The organism is Paenibacillus alba (assembly GCF_013204855.1).
GTDB classification, from domain to species: domain Bacteria; phylum Bacillota; class Bacilli; order Paenibacillales; family NBRC-103111; genus Paenibacillus_E; species Paenibacillus_E alba.
Genome location: NZ_JABMKZ010000003.1, coordinates 698,659 through 725,117 on the forward strand (window position 1 = coordinate 698,659; position 26,459 = coordinate 725,117).

The window sequence follows — 26,459 nt, forward strand, 5'->3', positions numbered from 1 at the left end:
TGTTTTACTAAAATTAATCGGGTATGGAAAATTCAGCTGGGGGTATTTCAATGCCACAAGAGGATCATGAAAATGCAGAGCAACCGCAGCAAAGCTTTGATCAAATCAAAGAGGTTGCCTTAAAAGCAGAGCAAGCTGCTGAACAAACGCTGCAGGCTGCTCAGCAGCTTCATTCACAAGCTGCCGCTGCGGCTCTTTGCGAAACCGAACAACAGATTGAAGACCTTCAAAGCCAGATTAAGCAAGCCCAGCAAAAATCGGAAGATTTGAAGCAGGAATTAGAATCGACGGAGCAGTCCAACTAGGCATGCAAAGAGGAGCCCTCGGGTACTCAACCCCAATATGCACAATAAAAGGAGCCGATGACAATGTCGCGACGCCGACGTGGGCAACAAACTATGATGCAAAGTCAGCCATTTGGCAGCATGGGCATGGGCACACCCCAAGCAGCTGACCAAAAGGAGTCAAATTCTTACCCATCTGCCCAACAAACGAATGTGGCATGGAATGGACAACCGATACCGAATTATGCGGGTTATCAACAAACGAATCAAGGGAATCAAGGGAATCAGGGGCAAGCAGATTTTATGCCGCAAGCACGTAATTATACGAATCAAACGTACCAAGGTGGAAGGCCTGTTCCTGGATCTTCGGGGAATATGAACGCAGAGTACGGTGCTCGAAACACGGGCATAAACCACGCTGACGCGCGAAATGTAGGCTTCCAAGGCGGGTATACTGGTTATGACCAGAATGGTCAACCAACCCAATATGGCACGTTCATGCGTGATGGCACGCAGTATGGGGCTGGTCCACATACGATTGATCCCAATAAAGCGATCATTCAAGCTGTACATTATGGGGATGGCGGTATCAGCGCTGTGCAATTTCAAGATGGCAGGGTGGTCGATATTGCCAATGCCATTGCTATGACAGAAGCGGGTTATATTGAAGATGTGAATATCGGTAGGAATCGCGAGGGTGAGAAAACGCTAAGGTCATATCCGGATGGTGATCCGAGCAACAATTTATCCAACTTGCCTCGCTTTTAGCTCTACATTCAGCAGCTTGCCTTGTGCAGGCTGTTTTTTAATTCCATCATTAAAAAAAGCCGCCAATTGTTGTTGGCAGCCTGTGATCTATAAGCAAAGCTCAAAAATTAGCATTCTTTGAATACGATTACAAGTTACTTTTTTAAGCTTGCCAAATATTTAATTGCTACACCGAGTGCACCAATGTAATAAGCAATCAACAATATCCAGCCTGTAGGATCCATCGACTTCATATTAGCCAGTAAAAATAAAGGAAATACATAAAACAATAAGTCTTGGAGATAGTTCAGAATCAAGGTATAAGAGAAGGTACCCGCTTTGAGGGATTGATATAAGCCAACAAGAAAGCTAATCCCCATTAAGCCAACAACGACATACATGGCGTAGAGCATCAAACCAGTAAGTTCAAGTGTCATTTCGATTCACCTCCTTCTAGGAAGCTTCACTACTGCTATATCATATGCGGCAGCATGACAAGTCGTACATGGAGGGAGTGCTCATTTTTTAAGATAGGTTATATGTTTACATAATATTAGTTATGTTAACAAACTTAAAGCTGCATTTTGTTTCGATAAATGTGCGGGGAATCACCGACGTACTTTTTGAATAAACGCGAGAAGTAAAAAACGTCTTTGTACCCAAGTGAATCAGCGATTTCCTTAATGGAATTGTTTGTATTCAGCAAAATGTTTTTGGCTTCCGCCATTTTCAAACGGTGAATATAGGCATTGAGCGGGTAGCCGGTATACTCGCTAACAACTCTGCGAAGCGTGGATACGGAGATATGATGCCGTTTGGCAACGCTAGCCGCGTCGAACGTTTCAAACAACGAAGCGCCTAAATCATCCATGAGCGTGATGACTTGCTGGGTTTTTGTCGTTTCAGCCGGCACCTGCGCTTTTAGAATAAATTCAAACAACAGAGACTCAAGCAGCAGTGCCGCGCGATCGATGTTGTCAGCTAATCCGCTTTCCATGAGTAAGAAGATTCGCTCAATCCGGTTGAACTGGGTAGCATCCTCTGAACCAACCTGTTTGGCTATATCGACGTCGGTGAGCCAGCTATTCAGCCATTCCTCAATGCGGCTTCCTTCAAATGTAAAGTAGTATTCATCCCAGTAGCCATTGGCATCAGGTCCATAATTATAAGGCACATCTGGACGAAGGAAGAGTAAACTGCCTCGTTCCACACGTTGAACAATACCGCCATTCACTTGATAGGTGCCTTTGCCGCCAGCTAAGTAGATGAAAGCCCATTTTGTGAACTTCGAATCATGTCGAAAAGAGGTGCGTCCTGGCAAATGGCCAACATTATGGATGTACAAGGATTGCAGTTTAAGCTTGCTCGGATCGATAGGAATTGTAATGATTCTAAGTGGATAGGGACTGATCATATAGTCTATGTATCTTGGCATATCGTGCATTCCCTTCGTCATTACTCCGTGGTATCGTTGATTATGTATTTTTTAATCACATTAATTAATTCTTATTGTATATGATTAGACAATCCATGGAAAGACCGATAAGACGATTTGGAGATAGCCAAGAAAGAGAGCGGTAGGAATGACAATCGCATTGAAACGTTTATTAATGATGAACGTAAGTTCCAGTATTATTTTTAACTACATGGGCATTTTTATTAATTTGTTTATTTGGGAGAAAGGGCAGCAAATCTTCGATGTCGCCTGGTTTAATTTGGTGATGTTCCTCGCATGGGGCCTGGCATTCATGTATGGGGCCAAGCTTTTGGCAAGGTTTTCAATTGGATCGATCATGCGAATATCAGCAATATGTGCAGGAATTACCTTTGTCCTTCTATCCTGGGTGCACGTGGAGCCCAAGCTTCTGTATTTATCCTTGATCGCACTGCCTGTGGGCATAACCAATGGATTTTATGCTTCCGCTTCGAATATCGGCATTTCTTTATTTGGCAAAGGCAAAGAATTTACGGCGTTTTTTTCAGCTACGAATGTCATTGGGCAAATTATCGCGTTCCTTAACCCGCTATTATTTGCTTTGATTATCAAATGGATTGGTTTTTCAGGATCGTTTTTTGTGATGTTTCTGTTTATTGGAACGATGATTCTGGTCTCTTTTTTCATTCCACACATCTCGCTCAAAGAGGCAGACGAGGCTGTGTTTAGAAACTTTTCGATTCGCAAGGTATTCGTCACGCCAAGTCTGAAATGGATGATTCCTTCCCTGATTGCAGGCGGTTTTTTCATTCAATTTCAAGGCATTTTCTCGTTGATATTTACCTTTTCTGTGACGAAGGACAAACTAGCGATTGCGCTGCTGCAAATCATGTACACCGCTTTTACGGTAGCATCTGTCTACATCTATCAACGATTCAGCCGGACACGACGAATTTCCGATTCGCGGTGGCTCACCTTCGGTATGCTGGCAGCCGCTACAGGCTTCATGCTAGCGTTGTTCCCAAAGCCTTCAATCCTAATTCTCTCCAACATACTGACGACAATTGGGCTGTTTTTCTTCTTCACGATCTGGAGCTCGCGTCAATTTATTGCAACCAATCATTTGGAGCCTATTCAACAAGCGAGGTTTCTGGTGTGGCGGGAGCTTATTCTTATCATTTCAAGAATTTTCATGTTGGCGCTCATATTAGGCATAACAGATTTCAATGGTTTTGTATTTAAAGCCGTGATGGTTTTCAGCTTCTCTAGCGCTTTATTGATTCCATACTTCTCAAGTAAAAGTGATGCGTCTGTGAAGGGAATTGATTGTTAAGAAAGAGCAGGGGAAAATGAGCACTGGAGCGAATCATTAACTGTAGAATCGTCGGATCCTTCAAAGGAGATGGCGATTTTTTAATGTGAAATAGTGATTTTATTTAATTAACTACATTAAATATTAATGATATAAATAAAAAATATGAGCTTTTTTAGTCGTAATTTCACGGTTAGGAGAGATTTAATGGATCAAGCAGCCAAATTTTCACATCTATTTTTTTGGAAAAATGAAGAATGGGAATAATATTTGGCAACTCGATTCCAAACGATTGGGCTAAAGTATTAACTTCGATGGACGCTTCAGCAGATTGCAAAGGCCAAGGCTGATGGTCAATTTCACCTCGAAACACTTTTCCGCGGCGATCAACGCAGTACAAACAATAACGTTCCGTTAGCCAGTAGTCCAGCGTACCAGGCGAAGCCAGCCATATCTCAGAGGTAGGGCGATATACACCGATGAAATCACCTTGTTTGGCTCGTTTATCTTTGCGAATACTCTTGTAATGAACGGTATGGAGATCTCGAACTTGCACTTCGATATGAGCATACAAATAAGGCAGATGGAAAGCGAAACGGGCTGATTCTACCGCTGCACGATGAAAAGCGTCCAAACTGAAAAAATAGACACCAGGTTTTCCATTGATCGAGACATAAGTCCTCAAGTTAATTTCAGGAAATGCCGAGAAATAAGGTAAAGATGGGGTGCCTCTAGCTCTTACGCCAGACATATGAAAGGGAACAACGCCAATCCACGCAGATCCGTTGAACGTATCGATGGGAAGCTGGGGAGGAAGGAGCGGCCTCAGCAGTTCAACAGGGATAGGCCAATGAGCAAAAAGCAAATCATTCCAGGTTTGGTGCATGATCCATGGTTTATCAGGCAGCGGCCAAGGTCGGCTCATCGTAAGATCTTCTCCTGTCTGTAGTGGATATAGGGTTGTTTTACATCATCGTATTGATTCATGAGGCTGTTGTAAAGGATTTTATCGATGGATGCAGTTAAGATGGGGAATACTTCGAATATATGGTATAATGAAGCACACTAACTGGTCAGAAGGCAGGCGATTTCACAGCATGAATGGGCAAAATCGAAAAGATGTAGTACCCGGGATCGAAGTTCATATTGTTCTAAAACAAGATCAACGAAGTGGGAAGTTGACAAAGGGGATTGTGAAAGACTTATTGACCAATTCGCCAACACATCCTCATGGGATAAAAGTGCGGTTAGTCGATGGGCAAATAGGGCGAGTCAAACAAATTTTATCGCCAGCTAGGTGATATAGAATTCAGGGGGAACAAGGATGGCCAAACCAAAGGTAGCAAAAAGACCAACTCGGGATGAGTTTGTACTCGAAGAGATAGGGAATCAATTGTCTGAAGCAAAAATGGAGAATTCGGAAATCGTACTTACCGTATGGGGACGCGAGGAAACTGTTCGCGGTCTCATCAAAACGATGGATTCTCGAACAGGACGCGTACATATGGAAACGAGTAGTGGAGAATTAGATAAAGTACCTTTCATGGATATTATGAAAGTCGAATACCCGCGGGATTAAAAAGCCGGGAAGACACTTATTCCGTTTGCAGGATAACGGGATAAGTGCTTTTTAGCAGATTTAACCCGCTCAAAAAATTGCACTAAATCTATATTTAACGCAACTTAGATTGTAACGAACGGAGTGAACATGATTGGGGCAAGAATATGAGTACGATGATGAGTATTTGGAGCTTTTTGACTCCTGGATGAAGGACCAAGGATTCACCAAACGAACGCAACGAGCTTATCTCGGTGATGTGCGGTTATTTTTGGGTTCAGTAGAGAAATCATTGGCGAGCATGGAAGCTTTGGATGTTATGCGGTTTTTGACGAAAATGCGCCAAGGCGGCGCGGGGGATTCTGCGAGGAATCGCTATTTGTCATCGATTCGGACATTTTTCTCAGCGTTGATCGAGCTTCAAATTGTGCAGCATAATCCTTCTCTGAATGTGAAGAAATCCAAGGTTGAGAAAAATCAATTGCCAACCTTTCTGAGTGAGCAATTATTGGCTATATTTTTGCAATCGATTGAAGGGAAGTATCAGATTCGGAATGTCGCCATGTTCCTTTTGATGAGCTACGCGGGTTTACGGGTCAGTGAATTACACCGTCTGAATATCGCAGATTTCAATCGTTCAACAAACACCTTGCAAGTATTCGGCAAAGGACGGAAGTGGCGAGTCATCCCGCTCCCTAACGAGCTGGTGAAGGTATTGAACAGAGCACTTTCTGAACGGATCGACTCAAGGAGTGGGGCAGAACAGCCATTTTTTGTTTCCCAATTCGGCCGGCGTATTAGTATTCGAATGATTCAGACGATCGCGGAGAAATATTTCGAGGAGCTGAAGAAGCAATACGTTGAGCTCCAAGGCAAGTCAGTCTCGAGTCATAAGCTTCGTCATACCTTTGCTACCATGCAGGTTCTGGCGGGAACCGATATCCGCACGTTGCAAGAGCTGCTTGGTCATGCAAGCATTCAAACCACGCAAATATATACGCATGTCGGAGATAAGCAAAAGCAGGAGGCGATGAATCGGGTTTCTGCGTTTATTCCTGTTGGGATGGGGATTTAATTTGGGATGCTGCATGGTGTGGACTGGAGTTTGAAAAGGGGAGTTATTTTGTTTACATAATAAATAATATGTTAACAAGTATCATGCTTTGGATATTGCTGCTGCCCCTCCTAATAAATCATTGAAGCGCTGCTTTGTGCTCTACACGATGGAAGAAATTGTGAGTAGGTTATATTGTCCAGAGCCTAAGGTTAAAGGGCGAGTGGAAGTTGTCATAGCGAGCCCACAAAGTGAAAGTTTAGTGAGCTTTAAACAATTAGTTCTAAAACAAACAGCGGAACCTTCAGATCCATGAAAATGGAGTGGGGGGTTCTTTTGTTTGTCTAGGTATCTCGTTTTTGGAGTGAGAGGGAACTCAGATACGTTAAAACGTGAAAATAAAGGTGAATGACGATGAAAAGGAACTGAGGTCCGCTATTTATTCAAAAAGTCACATTTTTGTGGGAAAGGTGGAGGTATAAGACCCTATAGTTCCGCTTGGGCTTGAAAACCAGCCATTTATGTGAGAATAACGCCCTGTAGTTCCGTTTCGATCATAAATGAGTTCTTTTCTGGCTGAAGCTGAGAGGAGGAGGCGCGCACCGTATGAAAATGAAGAGTTAGACTAAATTTAGGAGTGTAGATGAATCGTAAAGAATACCTAGCCCAATATTTTTGTTTACATAACATATAATATGTTAACAAATATCCGTGACGACCATTTTACATAGTGTCCATAAGCAAATAGCATTTCAGAACACTTTGTATAATGCAAATCGCGAATAGAGTTATATAATATAACATATAAAGTAATTATTAATGACAACTACATAACGCGAGCGTTGGTAATATGAGGAGGGGTACCATGAGTTCAGATCTTTCCCAGCAGAAAGTGGAAATCTCGGTAGATGGCGTCTCCATGATCTTCGGCAAGAAAGGGAAGCAGGTAACTGTGCTTCAGGACATCTCCTTCGATGTCTATCAGAATGAATTTGTTTCCCTGCTTGGACCCTCAGGGTGCGGCAAATCGACGCTTCTAAGGCTGATGGCCGATCTGTTGCAACCATCCAGCGGGCAAATCATCATCCAGAAGGAGCATCCGCGAGAAGTGCGCCTGCGTCGAAAGTTCGGAATTGTCTTTCAGAATCCAACCCTGTTCGAATGGCGAACAGTGCGGGAAAACATCGAACTGCCCTTAGAGGTAATGGGCCAAGATCGTTCAGTGTACAGGACGGTGGTTGACCAATTACTTGAAACAGTCGGATTAATGAAATTCAAGGATTATTACCCGTGGCAATTAAGTGGAGGCATGCAGCAAAGAGTGGCAATTGCCAGGGCGCTATCTTTGGACCCGCCTATCTTATTTATGGATGAACCGTTCTCGGCGTTAGATGAGTTTACGAAAGAAAAGCTGCAATACGAGCTGCTTGAAATTAAAAGGAAAACGAATAAAACAATCGTTTTTGTTACTCACAGTATCCCGGAAGCTGTGTTCTTATCCAATCGGATATTGGTATTATCGGCTCATCCCGGCCGCATTCACTCGATTCATCCTGTCGAACTTGGCGAAGAACGTTCTCTGCAAATGCGGGAATCTGCAAGCTTTCATGCTATGACAGCCTCCATTCGAAATTGCTTCTATGAGGAGAGTGGCGCCAATGAAAATCAAATTGGCTAAACCTGCACCTCAAGGCGCGGTTGTTGCGGTGTGGGTAGCGTTACTGCTGCTCCTCTGGGAATTTATTGCTTGGCTGCTTCATTCCGTTATGCTGGTTAAACTGCCGGATTCGAAGCTTCCTTATTTGCATAAAGTCATCATCTCCTTACAAGACAATCTGCCAGTTTTAATCAAGCAAGGATTATTAACATTTGGAAATGCGAGCATCGGCTTCCTGATTGGGTCAGCTATTGGAATTAGCTTGGCAATAATCATGAGCCTCTCGAACACAATTGAATTAACATTGACGCCGTATATGGTTGCTTCTCAAATGATCCCGATCATCGGTCTTGCGCCGATTTTGTACGGCATTCTTCATGATCCTGATTTATCTCGAATAATGATGGCAGGATATGTGACATTCTTTCCGGTTGCGATCCATATGCTTCGGGGACTGCATAGTGTCCAACCGGAACAAATCGCGCTTATGCGTTCATTGGCTGCTACAACTTGGCACAGCTACGTGAAGCTTAAATTGCCCTCCGCGATGCCGGGGCTATTTGCAGGACTCAAAATCTCAGCACCGCTCGCAATTACAGCTTCTATTATTGTTGAGCTAATGGGAGCACCGAATGGAATTGGCGTACTTATGATTAGCTCACTTTATTATGGAGCAGCTCAGGTGTACATGTTCTGGAGTACGGTCCTTGTATCCATAGCGATCGGTCTTGTTTCGTTCTACCTGCTTGTTCTTCTGGAGCGGTGGCTTACACCTTGGCAGCCTGAATTTAGAGAAAGCGGGAGTGGAGGAACATGAAGGAAGTTTTGCTTAAAAAGGACCAATCCCCCTTGTCTTCTCATTCAAACGATGAATCAGCATCTTTCGGGACACTTAGCAACGGCGGAGTTATCCGCTCAACCACACTTTTCAAGCAAATCTCCAAGAGTTTTCCTTATTTATTCGGTTTATTTTTTATTCTCGCTTGGCAATTCAAAGGGTTCCATTACTTGTTTCGCTTGGAAAGGTATCAATTGCCGATTCCTTCGGACATCGTTAGGTCCATAAGCGATAATGGTGAAATTTTGCTTATTTACACGTTGTATACAGGAATCGAAATCGTTGGGGGATTTCTCATTGGCTCGTTGTTAGGCTGGCTTGCTGCGGTCGCGGCTTCCTATCGGCCTCAAGCTGGAGCGGGGGGGATTACGATCTTGGCTTCCATGAATGCAATTCCAATCGTTGCACTTGCTCCTATCATGAACAATTGGTTGGGAGATGGAGTTGCCTCCAGAATAGGTATCGTGTCAGTGATGACAATGGCTACAATGGCTGTCAGTACATACAAAGGGCTGCAATCCATCGAGTCGACATATCTGGAGTTAATGACTTCCTATGCGGCCAGCAGAGGGCAGCTATTTCTTAAATTGCGCTTGCCGAAAGCATTGCCCGCTATTTTCTCTGCCCTAAAGATTAACATGTCAACGAGCATAATTGGCGCCATTGTAGGGGAGTTTTTTATTGCTTCACGCGGCTTAGGCTACTTGCTATCGGACCAAATTCGCCTCGCGAACATGCCCTTAGCATGGGCTTGCATCGTCATAACGGCAATAGCAGGTATTTTTTTATACACGATCATTCAACTCCTGGAACGAACTTGTATACCTTGGTCAGTCACAAGACGCTGATTTAAATTGATATTTAACACAGCATCAAGGGATGTCTCCATCTATATACACATAGAAATAAAATAGGAGAGGATTGGTACGTTTGAAAAAGAGAATACCGACTGTCGGAGTAGCTGTGCTTTTAAGTATCGTGGTCAGTTTAGTTAGTGCTTGCGCTTCTGAAAAGTCAGTTTCAATGTCGCCCGACCCTTCACCCGCAGCCAGTACATCAAGTGCAACCAAGAATGAACCGCTCAAAAAACTGAAGATTCAGCTGAAATGGGTGCCGCAGGCTCAATTTGCGGGGATTTATGCAGCTAAGGAGAAGGGATTTTACAAGGATGAAGGGATAGATGTCGACATTGTGCCCGGTGGACCGGATGTGATTATCGAGCAGCAGGTCGTCAACGGTGCAGTGGATCTAGGCGTGTCCAGCTTCGATTCCTTGCTGGTGAATCGTGACAATGGTTTACCTCTTGTATCGGTCGCACAAGTAACGCAGAAAAGTTCCTATCGCTTGCTGTCCAAGAAATCAACAGGTATTGATACGCCAGCCAAGATGAAGGACAAAAAGATCGGGACATGGATGGGAAGCCAGCAGTTTCAAGTATTAGCTTTCATGGAGAAAAACGGGCTTGATCCAAAGAAAGATATTCAATTGGTCAAGCAAGGCTTTACCATGGATCAGTTTTTTGGCGATCAACTGGATGTGGCGACGGCAACCATTTATAACGAATATTATGTCGTGCTTGAAAGCGGCGTAAAAGAAGAGGACCTCAACGTATTTAATTTCGACGATGCGGGCGTTGCGATGCTGGAAGATACGTTGATTGCGAAGAAAGATTGGGTCGACAAGAACCACGACCTCGCGGTGAAAGCGGTAAGAGCAACGATGAAGGGCTGGATCTATGCCATTGAGCATCAAGATGAAGTTGTTGATATCGTCATGAAGAGCGTAACCGCTGGAAGTACTACGAAGCAGCATCAAACGACCATGCTGAAGGAGATGGCTAAGCTTGTGAAGCCAGAAGGTTTTACTAACGACCAAGTGGGATCATTCGTCGATGAATCGGTGAAAAGAACGGCAGATATCGCGCTGCAATATGGCTTGATCAAGAAACCGGCTGATCTTAAGGCAGCGCTGGATACAACGATTTTGGCCGCGAAGTAAAGTGTTAAAGAAAGGCGGATCGTGGGTAACGAATAACTGCGGTCCTGCTTTTCAGCATCTGAGGAGGGAAGCTGCAATGCCTGAGAAGGATACCGGTGAAATGGCGTCAAGGGAGCAACTGCTCGAGAAGGATCGCAAATATGTTTGGCATCATATGACGGCGCACAATGAGAATCCCATGATCATTGCCTCCGGAGAAGGCAGTTGGGTGCAGGATGTGGATGGAAATCGTTATTTGGATGGGATGTCCGGCTTATGGTGCGTGAATGTGGGGCATGGACGACAAGAAATTGCGGATGCTGCCGCTGAACAAATGATGAAAATTGCCTATACCACACTCGTTCAATCGCATATTCCAGCAATTGAGCTAGCGGCCAAATTAAATGAATGGTTGGATGGCGAATATCGAATCTTCTTTTCGAATTCGGGGTCGGATGCCAATGAAGTCGCTTTCAAAATTGCCAGGCAATATCATCATCAAAACGGCAAGCCGACGAAGCATAAGTTCATATCCCGGCATCGTGCTTATCATGGGAATTCGATGGGAGCCTTAGGCGCTACGGGGCAAGCACAGCGCAAGCTCAAGTACGAACCGTTAGGCGTAGGATTTCAGCATGTGCCGCCGCCGTATTGTTATCGCTGTCCATTTGGCCAAACCAAAGCAACCTGCAGCTTGCAATGCGCCAAAGCAATCGAGGATGCGATTGTATGGGAGGGAGCGGATTCGGTTGCCGGGGTTATTATGGAGCCTGTCATCACGGGAGGCGGGGTGCTTGTTCCACCGGACGAGTATTTGCCGGCGATTCGCAGCATATGTGATAAGTATAATGTTCTGCTCATCGTAGATGAGGTGATTTGCGGATTCGGCCGATCTGGCGAGAAATTCGGCCATCTGAATTACGGAGTGAGACCAGATATTGTGACCATGGCCAAGGGAATGACAAGCGCATATTCGCCACTTTCGGCAACTGCTGTTTCAGCTGAGTTGTACGAAACGTTCAAAGCTCATGAGACAACGAGCCACTTTCGGCATATTAACACCTTCGGCGGCAATCCGGTTTCCTGTGTGGTGGCTTTGAAAAACATCGAGATTTTGGAAAAAGAAAATTTGGTTGCACGCTCTGCCTTCATCGGGAACATGTTTCAAGAGCGATTGCAGCCGCTGCTAGAACACCCGAATGTGGGAGAAATACGGCGATTTGGATCTGCCTTGGGGATCGAGCTCGTCGAAGATCAAGCTTCGAAAATTCCAGCCACAGCTGAACGTGTAATGTCATTTATCGCAAGCTGCAAGCAGAAAGGACTCCTGATAGGCAAAAACGGAGATACGGTTCCTGGCTTTGCAAACATTCTTACGCTAAGTCCGCCGTTATCTTCAACCGACGAAGATATAGCTTTTATCATTGATACCTTACTTGCCGTGTTTGATATCAATCAAGAGAAAGGATGAAGCGTCTTGCCGACTTTACCTCACACACAAATTAACGCGGAACGATTGCATACACGCATTCAGGAACTTGCGCAGATCGGTAGAATCGGGGAAACAGGCGTATGCAGGCTTGCGCTGTCCAAGGAGGATCGTGAAGGCGTTGAGCTTGTAAAAGAGTGGATGGAAGAGGCGGGAATGGAAGCGTTCATCGATCCCTTCGCTAACCTTGTAGGCGTAAAGCGAGGGAGTCAACCGGATGCTCCCGTCTTAATGTTAGGGTCTCATATTGATTCACAGCCTTATGGCGGCCGATACGATGGTGCAATTGGCGTGCTTGGAGCTATTGAGGTCGTTCAAAGTTTATCAGAGCAAGGTTTTTCTCATGCGGGTGATATTGAGGTTGTTGCTTTCTGCGATGAAGAAGGATGCCGGTTCAACAAAGGATTGTTTGGTGTACGGGGAATGACAGGGAAGCTGGAAGCCGATGAACTGGACCGGGCGGACAAAAATGGCCTTACACGCCGGGAAGCCTTGATTCAGTTTGGATGCGATCCAGCTGGCTTTGAGGGCTACTCGTTTCAAGAAGGCCGTATCGGCGCGTTTCTGGAGCTGCACATCGAACAAGGACCCGTCCTTGAATCGCTGGATGAGCCTATCGGCATTGTCACTGGCATCTCAGGCCCTTTATGGCTCACGGTTGAATTGACTGGCTTCGCGGGCCATGCAGGCTCGGTTCCCATGTCCATGCGGCATGACGCGCTTCTAGGCTGCGCCAAAATTATCGTGGCGCTGAATGAACTCGTGCAGCGGAATCCAGGTGCACCCACCGTAGGGACGGTTGGCTCGCTTGCCGTGTTTCCGGACTCCCGCAATATCATTCCGGAGAAAGTTAGTTTCACTATTGACTTGCGTGACATTGATTTGATGCGAAGAAACGAGCTTGAAGCTGAGCTGTTAAGCGTGATCGAGAACGTATCCCTGGAGCACGGTCTGACTTATACCATTCGTGAGGATACCAACAGTGAACCCCGCTACTGTGCAGAGTGGATTAAAGAAACTTTGCGAAAAGAAGCCAAGGAGATGGGGGTAACGCCTCCGGAGCTGATGAGTGGACCTTTTCATGATTCACTAACGATGTCCTACGTATGTGATTATGGGATGATTTTCGTACGATGTCTGGAGGGCATTAGCCATAATCCCAAAGAGTATGCAAGTCCTAATGACATCACACTGGGGACGGAACTTTTATACCGGGCAGCTAGGCGAATCGCCGCGCCAGAAGGAGGCTTTCCGCTATGAGCAAGGTGAAGATCGGTCTCATTCAAGCCTCCAACGATGTACATGGAGACGAATCCGTAACTAAGCACAAAGAGCAAGCGATTCAGAAGCATATTACGCTGGTTCGAGAAGCTGCCTCCCAAGGCGCTCAAATCATCTCTTTACAGGAAATTTTCTATGGTCCTTACTTCTGCTCCGAACAATCAACCAGATGGTATGATGCGGCAGAGGAAATTCCGAATGGGCCAACAACTTTGCTGTTTCAAGCGGTTGCCAAAGAACTGGGTGTTGTCATCGTGCTGCCGATTTATGAAAGAGAGGGCATTGCAACGTACTACAATACGGCTGCAGTCATTGATGCAGATGGTGCTTATTTAGGCAAATACCGGAAGCATCATATCCCGCACGTAGCGGCGGGCGGCGGTTCTTGCGGATTCTGGGAGAAGTTTTATTTTAAACCTGGCAATCTGGGATATCCCGTATTTGATACAGCTTTTGCTAAAGTTGGCGTATACATCTGTTATGATCGTCATTTTCCGGAAGGCGCACGTGCGCTAGGTTTGGGTGGCGCAGAGATCGTATTTAATCCTTCTGCTACAGTCGCTGGGACTTCCGAATACCTCTGGAAACTAGAACAGCCGGCACATGCCGTAGCGAATGGGTATTATGTTGGGGCTATTAATCGTGTGGGGACGGAAGCTCCTTGGAATATGGGAGAGTTCTATGGTCAGTCCTATTTGGTCGATCCGCGGGGAACTATTGTGGCAATCGGAAGTCGGGATCAAGACGAAGTGGTCATTGGTGAAATGGATAAAGAATTGATCCGTGAAGTACGTCATGTGTGGCAATTTTATCGGGATCGCAGACCAGAAACGTATGACCAAATCACTAGTCTATAACTGCGGAGGTGGAGGAAGATGGGGACGGCATTTATCTCCTTGACCGATCTGAAACGAAATTTCACCGAGGTCAAAGCGGGCATGAAGCCCAAAGAGGCGATAGAAGAATCCAATCGTTGTTTGTTTTGTTATGATGCACCTTGCGTTCGTGCCTGTCCGACAGGGATTGAGATCCCTTCTTTTATTAAAAAAATTGCCTCTGGCAACCTCAAAGGCTCTGCTCGGACGATCATGGAGGCCAATCCGGTTGGGGCGACTTGTTCACGCGTATGCCCAACGGAGGAACTGTGTGAAGGGGCTTGTGTCCTCAATCATTCGTCCAAGCCTATTCTGATCGGACAGCTTCAGCGCTATGCCACCGACTGGACTATCCAGAATGAGCAGTTATTGTTTAAGGCGGGTGAAAGCAACGGGAAATCTGTTGCTGTCATCGGAAGCGGGCCAGCAGGATTATCCGCAGCTCGCGAGCTTGCCCGTTTCGGCTTCAAGGTTACTGTTTTTGAGGCGAAAGAGCAGGCTGGCGGACTAGACACCTATGGGATTGTTTCTTTTCGCTTGCCTCAAGAGATTTCACTCTGGGAAGTGGAACAGGTCCGGCAATTAGGCGTGGAATTCCGAATGAATACGAAGGTTGGCGTGGACATCGAAGCGGATGAAATCCTTCGTGATTATGATGCTGTCGTACTTGCCTTAGGCATGTCCAAAGTGCCAAATCTCGGTATTGAGGGCGAAGATTTGCACGGGGTTTATGATGCGATTGATTTTGTAGCGTCTACGAAAACCAAGGCGTTGTTGGATACTTCGCTTATTGGCAAACGAGTGGCGGTCATCGGCGCAGGCAATACAGCCATCGATGCGGCAACCTGTTCCGTTCGACTAGGTGCTGAGAGTGTGCAGATCGTATATCGGCGCACTCAGGAAGAGATGACCGCCTACGACTTCGAGTTTGATTTCGCCAAACAGGATGGTGTGGAATTTAAGTGGTTAACGGCTCCGAAACGGATTATCGGGGATGAAGCCGGGCATGTTGCAGCGTTGGAATGTCTCCGAATGGAGTTGGTGGAGTCGGAAAGCGGGCGCAAACAACCTATCCCCATCCAAGGCTCTGAGTTCCTTCTCCCTATTGATGCGGTTATTAAAGCCATTGGGCAAACGCGGCATTTTTCTTTAATAGAGCAGTTTGAGCTTGCTCATATTCGAGGGACTGTGAAAGTAAATCCGGAAACAGGGCAAACCTCCAACCCAAACGTTTATGCCGCAGGAGATATCATATTTGGAGAAGGCCAGGGAGAAGCCATGGTTGTCTCGGCTGCTCAACAAGGAAAGCTTACCGCCTACGCGATTTACAAGCAATTGCAGCATCTGCAAGATGAATCGGCTTAACGGCTGCTTAAGAATTGCCTAAAACGACAGCTAAATGAAACTGGAGGGAAGCAGCATGGCAGATCTTCGCATCAATCTTGCAGGCATTGTTTCACCTAACCCTTTCTGGTTGGCATCGGCTCCACCAACGAATACGGGATATCAGGTACAGCGGGCGTTTGAAGCTGGCTGGGGTGGCGCCGTTTGGAAAACGCTGGGTGATCCGATTATTAATACGTCTTCACGTTTTGCAGCTATTCATTTCAATGGGCAGCGGGTTGCCGGTTTCAATAATATTGAGCTGATTACAGATCGACCGCTTGAGGTGAATCTCAAAGAAATCTATGAAACGAAGAAGCGATTTCCGCATCATGCGATTGTGGTTTCCCTCATGGTTGAACCAAAAAGGGAGAAGTGGCATGAGATTGTGAAAAAGGTTGAGGCGGTTGGTGTTGATGGTCTGGAGTTGAATTTTGGTTGTCCGCATGGGATGGCAGAACGTGGAATGGGCGCAGCTTCGGGACAGCAGCCAGATCTGGTTGAAGCGCAAACCATGTGGGCGAAGGAGGCGGCGGAAACGCCTGTCATTGTGAAATTGACCCCAAATATCACAGATATTACAACTACTGCGAAAGCGGCAGTACGAGGCGGCGCAGATGCAATTTCTTTAATTAATACGATTAATTCCCTTGCCGGCGTAGATATTGACACCTGGAACACAATTCCTCATGTCGGTGGCAAGGGATCGCATGGCGGCTATTGCGGGCCCGCTGTTAAGCCAATTGCGCTCCACATGGTAGCGGATTGTGCAAGGAACTCTGGAGTCGGTGTACCGATTTCGGGTATTGGCGGAATATCCAATTGGCGAGATGCTGTAGAGTTTATGCTGATGGGCGCGACAGGTGTTCAAGTATGCACGGCAGCCATGCATCATGGGTTCCGTATCGTCGAAGACATGATTGACGGCTTGAATAACTATCTAGATGAAAAAGGTCTTGCTAGTGTCTCTGAGCTGGTTGGGAAATCCGTTCCGCGTTACTCCGATTGGGGGAACCTGGATTTGAATTATGCGGTCGTCGCACGAATTAACAACGATACTTGCATCAACTGCAATAAGTGCCATATCGCTTGTGAAGACACGTCTCATCAATGCATCGACATGTTGACGACGGACGACGGCCAGTCTTATTTGCAAGTTCGTGAAGAAGATTGCGTAGGGTGCAACCTGTGTGCGATTGTTTGCCCAGTGGAGGGAGCGATTTCCATGGTGGAAGTCGCCGGAACGGAGGCGCCTATGACTTGGAATGAGAGACAGGAGGCTATTAGCAAGCTGTCGGAAAGTAAAGAAGCCAACAACAAGGAGGCGGTCTAGCCATGGCCAAACTCATTAAGAACGGAATCATAGTAACGGCAGCTGATCAGTATCAAGCTGACATTCTTATTGAAAACGGGATCATCACACAGATCGGTCAGAGCCTTATGCTTGAAGGAGCTGAAATCATAGATGCTGAAGGACGATATGTGTTCCCTGGTGGTGTTGATCCCCATACACATCTCGACATGCCCTTTGGCGGAACGGTTACCGCGGACGATTTTGAGACCGGCACAAGAGCTGCCGCTTTCGGCGGGACGACAACGGTCATTGATTTTTGCCTGACGAATAAAGGGGTTCCGCTCAGTCAGTCGGTTCAAACCTGGCACGCTAAAGCCGCTGGCAAAGCCGTAATCGACTATAGCTTTCATCTGATGATTGCTGAAATCAACGATGATGTGCTTGCAGAGCTGCCGACTATGATTCATGAGGAAGGGATTACTTCTCTTAAAGTATTTATGGCTTATAAAAACGTCTTTCAAGCCGATGATGGAACGCTATATCGAACGCTGCTCGAGGCCAAACGGCATGGGGCGCTTGTTATGGTGCATGCGGAAAATGGCGATGTGATTGACTATTTAATTAAAGAAGCTCTTGAAGCAGGGAACACAGACCCTATCTACCATGCCTTAACGCGTCCATCGTTGATTGAAGGAGAAGCCACAGGGCGTGCCGCCAAGCTGACCGAGCTCGCCGAATCTCAGCTGTATGTCGTGCATGTGACTTGTGAGGAAGCGGTGGCGCAAATCGCCGAGGCGCGTAATCGAGGGGTCGATATATGGGGGGAAACGTGCCCACAGTATTTGGTGCTGGATCAGAGTTATTTGGAGAAACCTCATTTCGAAGGTGCGAAATATGTGTGGTCGCCGCCGCTACGGCCGCAATTTCATCAAGAGGCGTTATGGACCGCTTTGAAAAATGGGCAGCTTCAGACACTGGGCTCTGATCATTGCTCTTTTAATTTTATCGGACAAAAGGAGCTAGGTCTGGGAGATTTCAGCAAAATTCCGAATGGAGGCCCTTGTATTGAGGATCGTTTCTCCATTTTATATTCGGAAGGCGTGACTAAAGGGAGAATCACACTGAATCAATTCGTGGATATTGTGTCTACGCGAAGCGCAAAACTTTTTGGCTTATTCCCGAAAAAGGGCACCATCGCTGTCGGCTCCGATGCCGATATCGTAATATTTGATCCAGCCGTGACCCGGATTCTGTCAGTCGAAACGCATCATATGCAAGTCGATTACAATCCTTTTGAAGGCTTGGAAGTGCGGGGAGAGCCCATTACGGTGCTGTCTCGAGGTGAGTATGTGATTGAGAATAAGCAGTTTGCTGGAAACCCCGGCGCCGGACAATTTATGAAGCGAAAGACGTATCCGTCAGCATCACGGACAGCTCTGCCGGAGAAAGCGGACATAGTTGATAAGGGGGCGACCCATGTCTGAGTATGAACAATTCAAGGCAGAGAAACAAAAGCTGGATGAATTTGCAGCCCAGAAGTTCAAAATCGTCCGTGTTAAAGAGGATCTAAGCGGTGCGTGGCTCGACTTTGAACATCCGGGCGGCGAACAAGCGCAAGTCCATGTGACGACGGCAAATGCAAGGAAATACTATGCGACTTTGCTTATTGCTCAGGAGACTCCGCAGATTTAATCCGTCAGCTCTGGTCCATGCAGGTATTCGTAGCCGTATAGAGCGAGTTCAATGGCCATTCGTTTATGCGGCTGCATATAATCATCGCCAAGCAGGGCAGCTATTTTATCCAGACGATGGTAAAGGGTTTGCCTCACAATGAACAATGCTTTGGCAGTTTCTTGTTTAGACCCGCTTAATGCCAAATAAACTTTTAGTGTCTTTAATAATGGGCCGCTTTTTTCCTGATCATAAGTTAGCAAGCTGCCTAGATAGTCGTCAATAAAAGCCTCCAGGGATCCGCTTTGTTTCATTTTGATCAGAATTTTATACACGTGCAGCTCATGATAAAAGGGCTTCGCCAAAACGCCAATATCCCTCTGGATGGCAATGGTTTCTTTGGCTGACTCGAAACTCTCCTGGGCACGCAGTGGATCGCTTATTGCTTTGCCGATACCGTAAATGTAAGAATACACAGACGTTTCCTGATGAATTTCTGTCTTTTGAAGGCGTTGAATGGCTCTGGCTATTCGATCTTGAAAAGGGGCCGCAGAAAACTGATCAATGAGAACAAATACAAGAAGATCGTTGATCACGGTTGGCATCAGATGAAAGCCTTCGCTCTCGAAAAGTGCTCTTGCGACCATTTGTTTTTGCAGCAGATGCGTTTCCTGTTCTTTAAAGGTGGATCTGCCTGTGAGGCTGTCAAAGACACATACGATGAATTGGTTTAACTTCATAGTGGGCTTGAGTGCCAGCAGATACTCGCGTATTTCAAGAGGCGTATGTTTACCGCTCAACCAATCGGCAATCCAGAGATCTTGCTTGTGGCGTGTTTTCTCTTCCAAATACCTAGTTCGCATCATTTCTTGCGCGATCGCGGTGGCGAATCGGTCTAGAGCAAGGACTTGATATTCGCTAAGCTCTTGTTCGCTATATAAGAGCAAATCAGCGAAAAGTCTTTCCAAGGCAAGAATTGGGCGATGTGCCAGCTTTTTTTGGATATCAAGAAGTTGGAACATCTCTCCGCAAATCCATTTCTCATAAAAGGCTGCGGCTTGTGTCGCAGGCATCGGAGGGACGAATTGAGCGGGCTCGCCATTCGGGAAAAAGGCAACTTGCGATTGTGTTGTTTGATGCAAAAGCGTTAGAAGCGGCTGTAACCCTTTGCCTGATAGCAGGAGCTGATTCAGCTGGGTGGAGAGGAATTCTAGTTCGGAGACCATTTTGTGATGCTGATGGATAAAATAAGCGTGCAAATCCTGGGTAATGTCGATATATCTTACTTCTTCATGAAAAAAGATAAGGGGAAAGCTTTCGCGTTGAGCCAATGCCTTCATGCGTTCAATCGGCTGCTTCGTGTAGGTGCCTAATTCAATGCATAATCCCGAAGCGCCGCTGTCGATGAGCTGTTGCAAGAAAGAGATACTAAGTTCCTCGTCATCATGCCAACCGATTCCAGTGTGAAGAATAAGCTCATTGCCGTTGAGTAAATGACCGACTTGAGGCACTTCCATAATGTGGACCCAACGAACCGTGCGATTCAAAGCTTGTTCATTTGCGATCGCTTCGGCTTTGTGAAACAAAGGGCGCTGTAAAATATCTCGGACCGTTAATTGGAGAAGTGTCTGAACCATAGGCATTCACCACCTTAATGTTAAGAAAGTTAACGTCACAACTTGGAAAAGGTAATTTCACCTATTATACAATGTGTCTAATGACTTGTGTGGAAATTTTGTTTCAGCTAGGAGATGAACAAGGATGAAGGTCTTGCAGAATCTGATTAATGGGGTTTGGCGCGATTCAACGAGTGAAGTTACGAATGATGTGATAAATCCAGCAACAGGTGAAATATTGGCAAAGGTGCCCTTGTCATCCGTTGAGGATGTGGAAAATGCGGTCAATGCTGCGCAGCAAGCCTATGAGGACTGGAGCCGGACACCTGTACCCAAGCGAGCGCGTGTATTATTTCGCTATTGGCAGCTCTTGCAAGATCATGAGAGAGAGCTGGCAGAACTCATCACGGCCGAGAACGGGAAGAGCTACAAAGAAGCATTGGGTGAAGTTCTGCGCGGTATCGAGTGCGTGGAGTTTGCGGCAGGCGCACCTTCGCATATGATGGGTACAACTTTAGCGAATATTTCGGCTGATATGGATTCGGAGTTATTTCGTGTGCCGCTGGGTGTAGTTGGTGGCATTACACCTTTTAATTTCCCTATGATGGTACCTTGTTGGATGTTTCCATTAGCTATCGCGTGCGGAAATACCTTTGTATTAAAGCCGTCAGAGCGAACGCCGCTTACAGCAATGAAGCTGGCCGCTTTGTTTCAGGAAGCGGGACTTCCGGATGGCGTGCTTAATGTAGTACATGGTGCGCACGATGTCGTGAATACGCTAACAACGACATCGAAGGTAAAAGCGATTTCCTTTGTAGGCTCGCAGCCTATCGCCAAATATGTGTATGAGAAGGCCTCATCGGCAGGCAAGCGGGTGCAAGCATTAGCAGGGGCAAAAAATTATCATATCGTCATGCCCGACGCTCATATCGAGAAAACGGTTGAGAATATTATCATGTCTTCCTTCGGAAGCGCTGGAGAACGCTGTATGGCCTGCTCAGCTGTAGTTATCGTCGGTGATGCGGAACCTTTTGTAAAGTCGCTTCAGCAATCTGCTGCCGGAATGGTACTTGGCAGTGGCATGGCCGAAGAAGTAACGCTGACGCCAATTATTCGAAGTGAGCAGAAAAGTAGAATCGAGGCTTTTATTGATAAAGGTGCGGCAGAAGGGGCTGAGCTGCTTCTTGATGGGCGAACAGCTGAAGCGTACGGAGGAGAAGGCTATTTTCTTGGAGCAACCATTTTCGATCATGTAGAGCCGGAGATGACGATTGCGAGGGAAGAGATTTTCGGGCCGGTCTTGTCACTCTTTCGCGCCGCTGATTTAGAGGAGGCATTAGCTTTAGTCAATCAGTCGCGATTTGGCAATTCGGCTGTCATCTATACAGAGAATGCCAAAGCCGTGCGGAAATTCCGCGAGGAAGTTGAAGCGGGGATGCTTGGTGTGAATGTTGGCGTTCCGGCTCCTATGGCTTTCTTTCCATTCTCAGGCTGGAAGGATTCCTTTTATGGTGATCTGCACGCCAACGGCAAAGATGGTGTGGAGTTTTATACGAAGAAAAAAATGATCACGTCACGCTATTTTTAACTTCAAATAGGGCAAATGCCAGATAACGAGGACCGCGGGCAGCTGCGGCCTTTTTGCTATTTAATTATTATAAGTAAATCTTACATTGTCGGTTTTGTGACAATTTAGTATGATTGACTGTACGACTGGAAAAGGAGGGAATACCTTGTATTTTCATTAATAAAACAATTTAACCGCATGAATATTTAATGTCATAAATTATATCTGGAGGACCCTGCATAATGAATTACAAAACAAGTAAGAAGAATACGATGGGGCAATACTCTGAGCTGCTCAGCCGATATTTGTTCCCTCAGAAAGGGACGCTCGTTCTCTTAACGATTCTGCTTTTTGCTTCGATCGGATTGCAGCTCATAAACCCTCAAATCATTCGCTATTTCATTGATACGGCACAATCGCAAAGCTCGCTGCAGCCGTTGATTTCTGCCGCTGTTTTCTTTATCGGATTCTCGCTTGTTCAACAATTGGTTTCTGTAATCGCTACCTATTTCAGTGAAAATGTTGGATGGAAAACGACAAATAACCTGCGTGTCGATTTGGCCGCGCACTGTTTGTCACTTGACATGTCTTTTCATAAATCGCATACTTCCGGATCACTCATTGAACGCGTGGATGGGGATGTTAACGCGCTGGCAAACTTCTTTTCAAGTATGATTATTCATTTATTAGGAAATCTGCTGCTGATGGCCGGCATTATTGTTTTATTGTTTCGGGAAAATTGGTTGATCGGGTTGGGCATGGCTTTTTTCGTCGTTTTTGCCGTCTTTATGATTCAGTGGATCCGTAAATTTGCAGTTCCCGTATGGGCCAAATGGCGGCAGGCCAATGCTGAATTTTACGGCTTTATTGGGGAACATTTGGAAGGTACAGAGGATATTCGTGCCAATGGCGCCGTTGGGTTCGTTATGAATCGGTTCTATACGATGCTTAGGAAGATGCTGCCGCTCAGAGTTAAAGCGTTTCTTGGTTTTTGTGCGATGTGGAATATGTCGATCTTCGTCTTTGCACTCGGGAATGCGATGGCTTTTGGGATTAGCGCGTATTTGTGGCACAACCAGCAAATCACTCTCGGAACCGTCTACCTTATATTTTTCTATACGGAGCTATTAGCAAAGCCAATCGAGAAAATCCGCACACAAATGGAGGATTTGCAAAAAGCAGATGCGAGTATTTCTCGCATTCGTGAGTTATTTGCTACCCAATCCGAGATCGTGGATGGTCCTGGCGCGTTAATTCCTGAAGGAGCGCTTAGCGTTGAATTCCGCGATGTAACATTTAGCTATGATGGTGATCAGCCAACGCTCAAAAGTTTGAATTTCGTATTGAAACCTGGTGAAGTTCTTGGATTACTTGGAAGAACGGGGAGTGGGAAATCAACGATGGCTCGTCTGCTGTTGCGTTTCTATGATCCACAAACCGGGATTATCGCACTAGGCGGGACCGATATCCGAAGCGCCAAGCTGTCCGATCTGCGCAAACGCGTAGCTTTGGTGACACAAAACATTGAAATTATGCAAGGGACCATCCGGGACAATCTAACGTTCTATGATGAGTCGATTTCCGATGAAGCGATTATTGAAGTGCTGAAGGAACTTGGACTTGGTGCCTGGTATGAGGCGATGCCAGAAGGCTTAGATACGAATTTGGCCTCGGGCGGAGGAAGCCTGTCCGCTGGCGAAGCTCAGCTCTTGGCCTTTGCGCGGGTATTTCTAACCAATCCTGGTCTTGTCATCATGGATGAAGCTTCCTCCAGACTGGACCCCTTGACCGAGCAGCGCATTGAGAAAGCTGTTTCCAAGCTGCTGACGGAACGCTCCTGCATCATGATTGCGCATCGCTTGGCAACGGTACAGCGGGCTGACCATATTTTAATTCTCGATAGTGGCCATATTCTGGAGTCAGGCAAAAGGGCAAGCTTAGCCGCAGATCCGAACTCCCGCTTCAGTCAACTGCTTGCCACCGGGCTAGAGGAGGTATTGGTATGAATACCTATCAGTATTTATGGCGGCTTATCATGTATCGCCCCCTGCGGTATTTCATTAATGCGATCGCCTGGACGATCATTTATTTAGCACCAATTGCACCTGGACTTCTGACCAAAGAATTTTTTGATTCTTTAACAGGAAATTCCAAGCTGGGCTATGGGGTATGGGGGTTGATTGCTCTGCTCATGGCTGCCGCTGTTGGAAGAATTATCCTCATTGTCATAGGCTTTATCACCGATGTGAATTTCCGCTTTCGGATGGGGATGCTGCTGCGACGCAATTTGCTCGAGCATGTGCTGAAGCAGCCAGGGGCTCAGGCCATTCCCGTGTCTCCGGGTGAAGCCATCAGTCATTTCCGCGATGATGTAGATCAGTCGGAAGAGGCGGCAAGCTGGTCTGTAGATGTGTTCGGTATGACATGCTTTGCACTCGTATCTGGCTATATTTTAATTCGGATTGATGCGCAAATGACGCTGCTCGTGTTTATGCCGATCGTCTTCGTTATCACGGCTGCGCAGCTCGCAACGGTACGTCTACAGAAGTATCGCGCTGCGAGTCGGGAAGCGACCTCCAAAGTAACTGGCGAAATCAGCGAGATGTTCGGCAATGTTCAGGCGATTCAAGTAGCTGGCGCAGAGGAACGCGTAATCGCACGATTCCGCAGCTTTGGTGACAATCGGAGAAAAGCGATGCTGAAGGATCGGTTGATGACTGAAGTGCTGGATTCGATCTTTTCCAATTCCGTCAATCTAGGAACAGGGCTTATTCTTTTGTTAGCTGGGACCAAAATGAGAGCTGGGACTTTCACAGTCGGCGACTTTGCTTTGTTTGTTTATTACTTAACGTTTGTGACACAGTTCATTTCGAATGTGGGCAAATTTATTACGTATTTTAAGCAGATGAGCGTTTCGTTGGAACGGCTGACCTTCCTATTGCAGGGCGCATCTGCCAAGGTTCTTACGATGGTAAATTCTTTGCATTTGAAGTCAGGAAGCCCGCTTCCGGCAATGGCCGAGGGTACAGATAAGCGTGAAGATCATCTTCAGCAGCTTGATGTGCGGGGGCTGACGTACGCTTATGCCGATACAGGCAGAGGGATTTCGGACATCCGCTTTAGTTTGAAAAGAGGATCGTTCACGGTAGTCACCGGAACGATAGGGTCAGGCAAAACCACGCTGGTCCGCTCGCTCCTAGGGCTGCTGCCCAAGGGTGAGGGGACGATCGCGTGGAATGGTGTGCCCGTCGAAGACCCGGGCACCTTCTTTACACCTGCGCGGAGCGCCTACACCGCGCAGGTGCCGCGGCTTTACAGCGATACGCTGCGCAACAATATTTTGCTCGGGCAAGCGGAGCAAGGCGATAGCTTGCAGCAATCCCTTCACGCGGCGGTCATGGAATTCGATGTCGCGCAGCTGCCTGGCGGGCTGGACACCGTCATCGGTCCGCGTGGGGTGAAGCTATCCGGCGGCCAAGCGCAGCGGACGGCGGCAGCGCGCATGCTCGTGCGCGACGCCGAGCTGTACGTCTTCGACGACCTGTCGAGCGCGCTGGACGTCGAAACGGAACAGCAGCTCTGGGAGCGAATGTTCCAGCGTCGAGCCGATGCGACTTGCTTGGTCGTATCGCATCGCAAAACAGCGCTGACACGCGCCGACCACATCATCGTGATGAAGGATGGCCGCATCGAAGCTGAAGGTACTTCGGAGGAGCTGCTGCTCCGCAGCGAGACGTTCCAGAAGCTGTGGTACGGTGATGAGCGCCAGACGGATTAAAAAGAGAGGGCTGCTCACAAGTAGAATAACTACTTGAGGGCGGTCCTCATTGTTTTCGCCATGTGAAGTACTCGAGGAAAAAGTCATTTGATAGGACAGCTGGTTTAATAAGTCCTGTATTTGGAAGGTGAGCGGACGGACGGAAAGGGCTTCAAAGTGCTAATAGGCGGAAGAGGGCAGGTAATTAATGTCGTATGAGATAGACTACCTCTACAATGTGAAGTGTTGATGTTGATTGTAAGCATGAGCTTTAACTTGATAAGCTGCTGCGGTTCTGAAGATATGTTGTTACTGCTGTTTTGAAGAAAAGCCTGCGATTGTGCATCTTTTTTCGCTTGATTTCATCTGTTGGAGGCAAATTCCTGCGATAATGCATCTTTTTCTGGCATATTTCCCATTTCAGGCTCGAGATGCATAAAAAGCCTGCACAATTGGTTACTACTCAGGACCCCGACTAAAAAAGCTGAAATTACCAACGTAAGCCAATTGCAGTGATGTAAGAATAGGATGATTTTGTTTGACCAACGTGGAGATAAAACTTCGGATGGTCGCAAAGAAGCCCGGGGTTATTTCCGAACGAAAACAGCCAGATATTTTCCGCTTAACGGCAATCATACGTAGATCACGTTCGGATTGGTTATTA

Annotated in this window: 24 protein-coding genes; 20 read left to right on the forward strand and 4 right to left on the reverse strand. The window is 46.6% G+C overall.

Annotated elements, in window-relative coordinates:
• Window positions 1-50 precede the first annotated feature (50 nt).
• Both HQN90_RS06875 and HQN90_RS38550 read left to right on the forward strand, forming a co-directional pair.
• On the forward strand, window positions 51-305 hold the full coding sequence (locus HQN90_RS06875) for a hypothetical protein (protein ID WP_173217020.1): 255 nt from the start codon (window positions 51-53) through the stop codon (window positions 303-305).
• Window positions 306-368: 63 nt separating this feature from the next.
• Window positions 369-1,052 (forward strand): DUF3892 domain-containing protein, encoded by a 684-nt coding sequence (locus HQN90_RS38550; RefSeq protein ID WP_246362093.1) that lies wholly within the window; start codon window positions 369-371, stop codon window positions 1,050-1,052.
• A 134-nt stretch (window positions 1,053-1,186) separates the two neighbouring features.
• On the opposite strand, the gene HQN90_RS06885 is transcribed toward HQN90_RS38550, so the two are convergent.
• Together HQN90_RS06885 and HQN90_RS06890 are read right to left on the reverse strand one after the other, a co-directional pair.
• Window positions 1,187-1,468, reverse strand: a complete 282-nt coding sequence (locus HQN90_RS06885) for a hypothetical protein (RefSeq protein WP_079409022.1) — start codon at window positions 1,466-1,468, stop codon at window positions 1,187-1,189.
• Window positions 1,469-1,602: 134 nt separating this feature from the next.
• The gene (locus tag HQN90_RS06890; RefSeq protein WP_173217021.1) at window positions 1,603-2,466 is read right to left on the reverse strand and encodes an AraC family transcriptional regulator; all 864 of its coding nucleotides are present in this window, start codon (window positions 2,464-2,466) and stop codon (window positions 1,603-1,605) included.
• Between the two features lie 148 nt (window positions 2,467-2,614).
• Between HQN90_RS06890 and HQN90_RS06895 the strand changes: the two genes are divergently transcribed.
• Window positions 2,615-3,799, forward strand: a complete 1,185-nt coding sequence (locus HQN90_RS06895; RefSeq protein WP_173217022.1) for an MFS transporter — start codon at window positions 2,615-2,617, stop codon at window positions 3,797-3,799.
• Window positions 3,800-3,971: 172 nt separating this feature from the next.
• On the opposite strand, the gene HQN90_RS06900 is transcribed toward HQN90_RS06895, so the two are convergent.
• Window positions 3,972-4,703: a YqjF family protein gene (locus HQN90_RS06900; protein ID WP_173217023.1), complete on the reverse strand. Its 732-nt coding sequence runs from the start codon at window positions 4,701-4,703 to the stop codon at window positions 3,972-3,974.
• Between the two features lie 172 nt (window positions 4,704-4,875).
• Between HQN90_RS06900 and HQN90_RS06905 the strand changes: the two genes are divergently transcribed.
• The 14 genes from HQN90_RS06905 (at window position 4,876) to HQN90_RS06970 (ending at window position 18,876) form a co-directional block, all read left to right on the forward strand.
• Window positions 4,876-5,079, forward strand: a complete 204-nt coding sequence (locus tag HQN90_RS06905; RefSeq protein WP_173217024.1) for a YwbE family protein — start codon at window positions 4,876-4,878, stop codon at window positions 5,077-5,079.
• A 23-nt stretch (window positions 5,080-5,102) separates the two neighbouring features.
• Window positions 5,103-5,357 (forward strand): YolD-like family protein, encoded by a 255-nt coding sequence (locus HQN90_RS06910; protein WP_173217025.1) that lies wholly within the window; start codon window positions 5,103-5,105, stop codon window positions 5,355-5,357.
• 133 nt (window positions 5,358-5,490) lie between these two features.
• Window positions 5,491-6,411, forward strand: coding sequence for a tyrosine-type recombinase/integrase (locus tag HQN90_RS06915; RefSeq protein ID WP_246362095.1), 921 nt, complete (start codon window positions 5,491-5,493; stop codon window positions 6,409-6,411).
• Between the two features lie 844 nt (window positions 6,412-7,255).
• Window positions 7,256-8,068 (forward strand): ABC transporter ATP-binding protein, encoded by an 813-nt coding sequence (locus tag HQN90_RS06920; protein ID WP_173217026.1) that lies wholly within the window; start codon window positions 7,256-7,258, stop codon window positions 8,066-8,068.
• Window positions 8,049-8,864, forward strand: coding sequence for an ABC transporter permease (locus tag HQN90_RS06925; RefSeq protein WP_173217027.1), 816 nt, complete (start codon window positions 8,049-8,051; stop codon window positions 8,862-8,864). The genes HQN90_RS06920 and HQN90_RS06925 overlap by 20 nt, the downstream gene beginning before the upstream one ends.
• The gene (locus tag HQN90_RS06930) at window positions 8,861-9,733 is read left to right on the forward strand and encodes an ABC transporter permease (protein WP_173217028.1); all 873 of its coding nucleotides are present in this window, start codon (window positions 8,861-8,863) and stop codon (window positions 9,731-9,733) included. The genes HQN90_RS06925 and HQN90_RS06930 overlap by 4 nt, the downstream gene beginning before the upstream one ends.
• A gap of 82 nt (window positions 9,734-9,815) precedes the next feature.
• Window positions 9,816-10,883, forward strand: coding sequence for an ABC transporter substrate-binding protein (locus tag HQN90_RS06935; RefSeq protein WP_246362096.1), 1,068 nt, complete (start codon window positions 9,816-9,818; stop codon window positions 10,881-10,883).
• A 76-nt stretch (window positions 10,884-10,959) separates the two neighbouring features.
• Complete coding sequence (locus HQN90_RS06940; protein ID WP_246362097.1) at window positions 10,960-12,333, forward strand: aspartate aminotransferase family protein; 1,374 nt, start codon at window positions 10,960-10,962, stop codon at window positions 12,331-12,333.
• Window positions 12,334-12,339: 6 nt separating this feature from the next.
• Window positions 12,340-13,611, forward strand: a complete 1,272-nt coding sequence (locus HQN90_RS06945) for a M20 family metallo-hydrolase (protein ID WP_173217030.1) — start codon at window positions 12,340-12,342, stop codon at window positions 13,609-13,611.
• Window positions 13,608-14,489 carry a nitrilase-related carbon-nitrogen hydrolase gene (locus tag HQN90_RS06950; protein ID WP_173217031.1) on the forward strand — a complete coding sequence of 294 codons (882 nt, stop codon included), beginning with the start codon at window positions 13,608-13,610 and terminating at the stop codon, window positions 14,487-14,489. Before HQN90_RS06945 ends, HQN90_RS06950 begins: the two co-directional genes overlap by 4 nt.
• Before the next feature lie 18 nt (window positions 14,490-14,507).
• On the forward strand, window positions 14,508-15,872 hold the full coding sequence (locus tag HQN90_RS06955) for an NAD(P)-dependent oxidoreductase (protein ID WP_173217032.1): 1,365 nt from the start codon (window positions 14,508-14,510) through the stop codon (window positions 15,870-15,872).
• Between the two features lie 55 nt (window positions 15,873-15,927).
• A complete protein-coding gene (preA, locus tag HQN90_RS06960; RefSeq protein ID WP_173217033.1) occupies window positions 15,928-17,223 on the forward strand; it encodes an NAD-dependent dihydropyrimidine dehydrogenase subunit PreA in 1,296 nt (431 codons plus the stop codon).
• 2 nt (window positions 17,224-17,225) lie between these two features.
• Window positions 17,226-18,668, forward strand: coding sequence for a dihydropyrimidinase (gene hydA / locus HQN90_RS06965; RefSeq protein ID WP_173217034.1), 1,443 nt, complete (start codon window positions 17,226-17,228; stop codon window positions 18,666-18,668).
• Window positions 18,661-18,876, forward strand: coding sequence for a hypothetical protein (locus HQN90_RS06970; RefSeq protein WP_173217035.1), 216 nt, complete (start codon window positions 18,661-18,663; stop codon window positions 18,874-18,876). The genes hydA and HQN90_RS06970 overlap by 8 nt, the downstream gene beginning before the upstream one ends.
• Here HQN90_RS06970 and HQN90_RS06975 read toward each other — a convergent pair.
• Window positions 18,873-20,492 carry a PucR family transcriptional regulator gene (locus HQN90_RS06975; protein ID WP_173217036.1) on the reverse strand — a complete coding sequence of 540 codons (1,620 nt, stop codon included), beginning with the start codon at window positions 20,490-20,492 and terminating at the stop codon, window positions 18,873-18,875. The two genes, HQN90_RS06970 and HQN90_RS06975, sit on opposite strands and share 4 nt — an antisense overlap.
• Window positions 20,493-20,616: 124 nt before the next feature.
• Here HQN90_RS06975 and HQN90_RS06980 point away from each other — a divergent pair, with 124 nt between their 5' ends.
• From HQN90_RS06980 to HQN90_RS06990, 3 genes are all read left to right on the forward strand, one after another.
• Window positions 20,617-22,059 carry a CoA-acylating methylmalonate-semialdehyde dehydrogenase gene (locus HQN90_RS06980; RefSeq protein WP_173217037.1) on the forward strand — a complete coding sequence of 481 codons (1,443 nt, stop codon included), beginning with the start codon at window positions 20,617-20,619 and terminating at the stop codon, window positions 22,057-22,059.
• Window positions 22,060-22,280: 221 nt separating this feature from the next.
• The gene (locus HQN90_RS06985) at window positions 22,281-24,044 is read left to right on the forward strand and encodes an ABC transporter ATP-binding protein (RefSeq protein WP_173217038.1); all 1,764 of its coding nucleotides are present in this window, start codon (window positions 22,281-22,283) and stop codon (window positions 24,042-24,044) included.
• On the forward strand, window positions 24,041-25,816 hold the full coding sequence (locus HQN90_RS06990) for an ABC transporter ATP-binding protein (RefSeq protein ID WP_173217039.1): 1,776 nt from the start codon (window positions 24,041-24,043) through the stop codon (window positions 25,814-25,816). The genes HQN90_RS06985 and HQN90_RS06990 overlap by 4 nt, the downstream gene beginning before the upstream one ends.
• Window positions 25,817-26,459 lie beyond the last annotated feature (643 nt).

Bases quoted from the DNA above. Each gene is read 5' to 3' on its own strand.
- HQN90_RS06875 (WP_173217020.1), top strand. From the start codon at position 51: ATGCCACAAGAGGATCATGAAAATGCAGAGCAACCGCAGCAAAGCTTT.
- HQN90_RS38550 (WP_246362093.1), top strand. From the start codon at position 369: ATGTCGCGACGCCGACGTGGGCAACAAACTATGATGCAAAGTCAGCCA.
- HQN90_RS06885 (WP_079409022.1), bottom strand. From the start codon at position 1,468: ATGACACTTGAACTTACTGGTTTGATGCTCTACGCCATGTATGTCGTT.
- HQN90_RS06890 (WP_173217021.1), bottom strand. From the start codon at position 2,466: ATGCCAAGATACATAGACTATATGATCAGTCCCTATCCACTTAGAATC.
- HQN90_RS06895 (WP_173217022.1), top strand. From the start codon at position 2,615: ATGACAATCGCATTGAAACGTTTATTAATGATGAACGTAAGTTCCAGT.
- HQN90_RS06900 (WP_173217023.1), bottom strand. From the start codon at position 4,703: ATGAGCCGACCTTGGCCGCTGCCTGATAAACCATGGATCATGCACCAA.
- HQN90_RS06905 (WP_173217024.1), top strand. From the start codon at position 4,876: ATGAATGGGCAAAATCGAAAAGATGTAGTACCCGGGATCGAAGTTCAT.
- HQN90_RS06910 (WP_173217025.1), top strand. From the start codon at position 5,103: ATGGCCAAACCAAAGGTAGCAAAAAGACCAACTCGGGATGAGTTTGTA.
- HQN90_RS06920 (WP_173217026.1), top strand. From the start codon at position 7,256: ATGAGTTCAGATCTTTCCCAGCAGAAAGTGGAAATCTCGGTAGATGGC.
- HQN90_RS06925 (WP_173217027.1), top strand. From the start codon at position 8,049: ATGAAAATCAAATTGGCTAAACCTGCACCTCAAGGCGCGGTTGTTGCG.
- HQN90_RS06930 (WP_173217028.1), top strand. From the start codon at position 8,861: ATGAAGGAAGTTTTGCTTAAAAAGGACCAATCCCCCTTGTCTTCTCAT.
- HQN90_RS06940 (WP_246362097.1), top strand. From the start codon at position 10,960: ATGCCTGAGAAGGATACCGGTGAAATGGCGTCAAGGGAGCAACTGCTC.
- HQN90_RS06950 (WP_173217031.1), top strand. From the start codon at position 13,608: ATGAGCAAGGTGAAGATCGGTCTCATTCAAGCCTCCAACGATGTACAT.
- HQN90_RS06955 (WP_173217032.1), top strand. From the start codon at position 14,508: ATGGGGACGGCATTTATCTCCTTGACCGATCTGAAACGAAATTTCACC.
- preA (WP_173217033.1), top strand. From the start codon at position 15,928: ATGGCAGATCTTCGCATCAATCTTGCAGGCATTGTTTCACCTAACCCT.
- hydA (WP_173217034.1), top strand. From the start codon at position 17,226: ATGGCCAAACTCATTAAGAACGGAATCATAGTAACGGCAGCTGATCAG.
- HQN90_RS06970 (WP_173217035.1), top strand. From the start codon at position 18,661: ATGTCTGAGTATGAACAATTCAAGGCAGAGAAACAAAAGCTGGATGAA.
- HQN90_RS06975 (WP_173217036.1), bottom strand. From the start codon at position 20,492: ATGGTTCAGACACTTCTCCAATTAACGGTCCGAGATATTTTACAGCGC.
- HQN90_RS06980 (WP_173217037.1), top strand. From the start codon at position 20,617: ATGAAGGTCTTGCAGAATCTGATTAATGGGGTTTGGCGCGATTCAACG.
- HQN90_RS06985 (WP_173217038.1), top strand. From the start codon at position 22,281: ATGAATTACAAAACAAGTAAGAAGAATACGATGGGGCAATACTCTGAG.
- HQN90_RS06990 (WP_173217039.1), top strand. From the start codon at position 24,041: ATGAATACCTATCAGTATTTATGGCGGCTTATCATGTATCGCCCCCTG.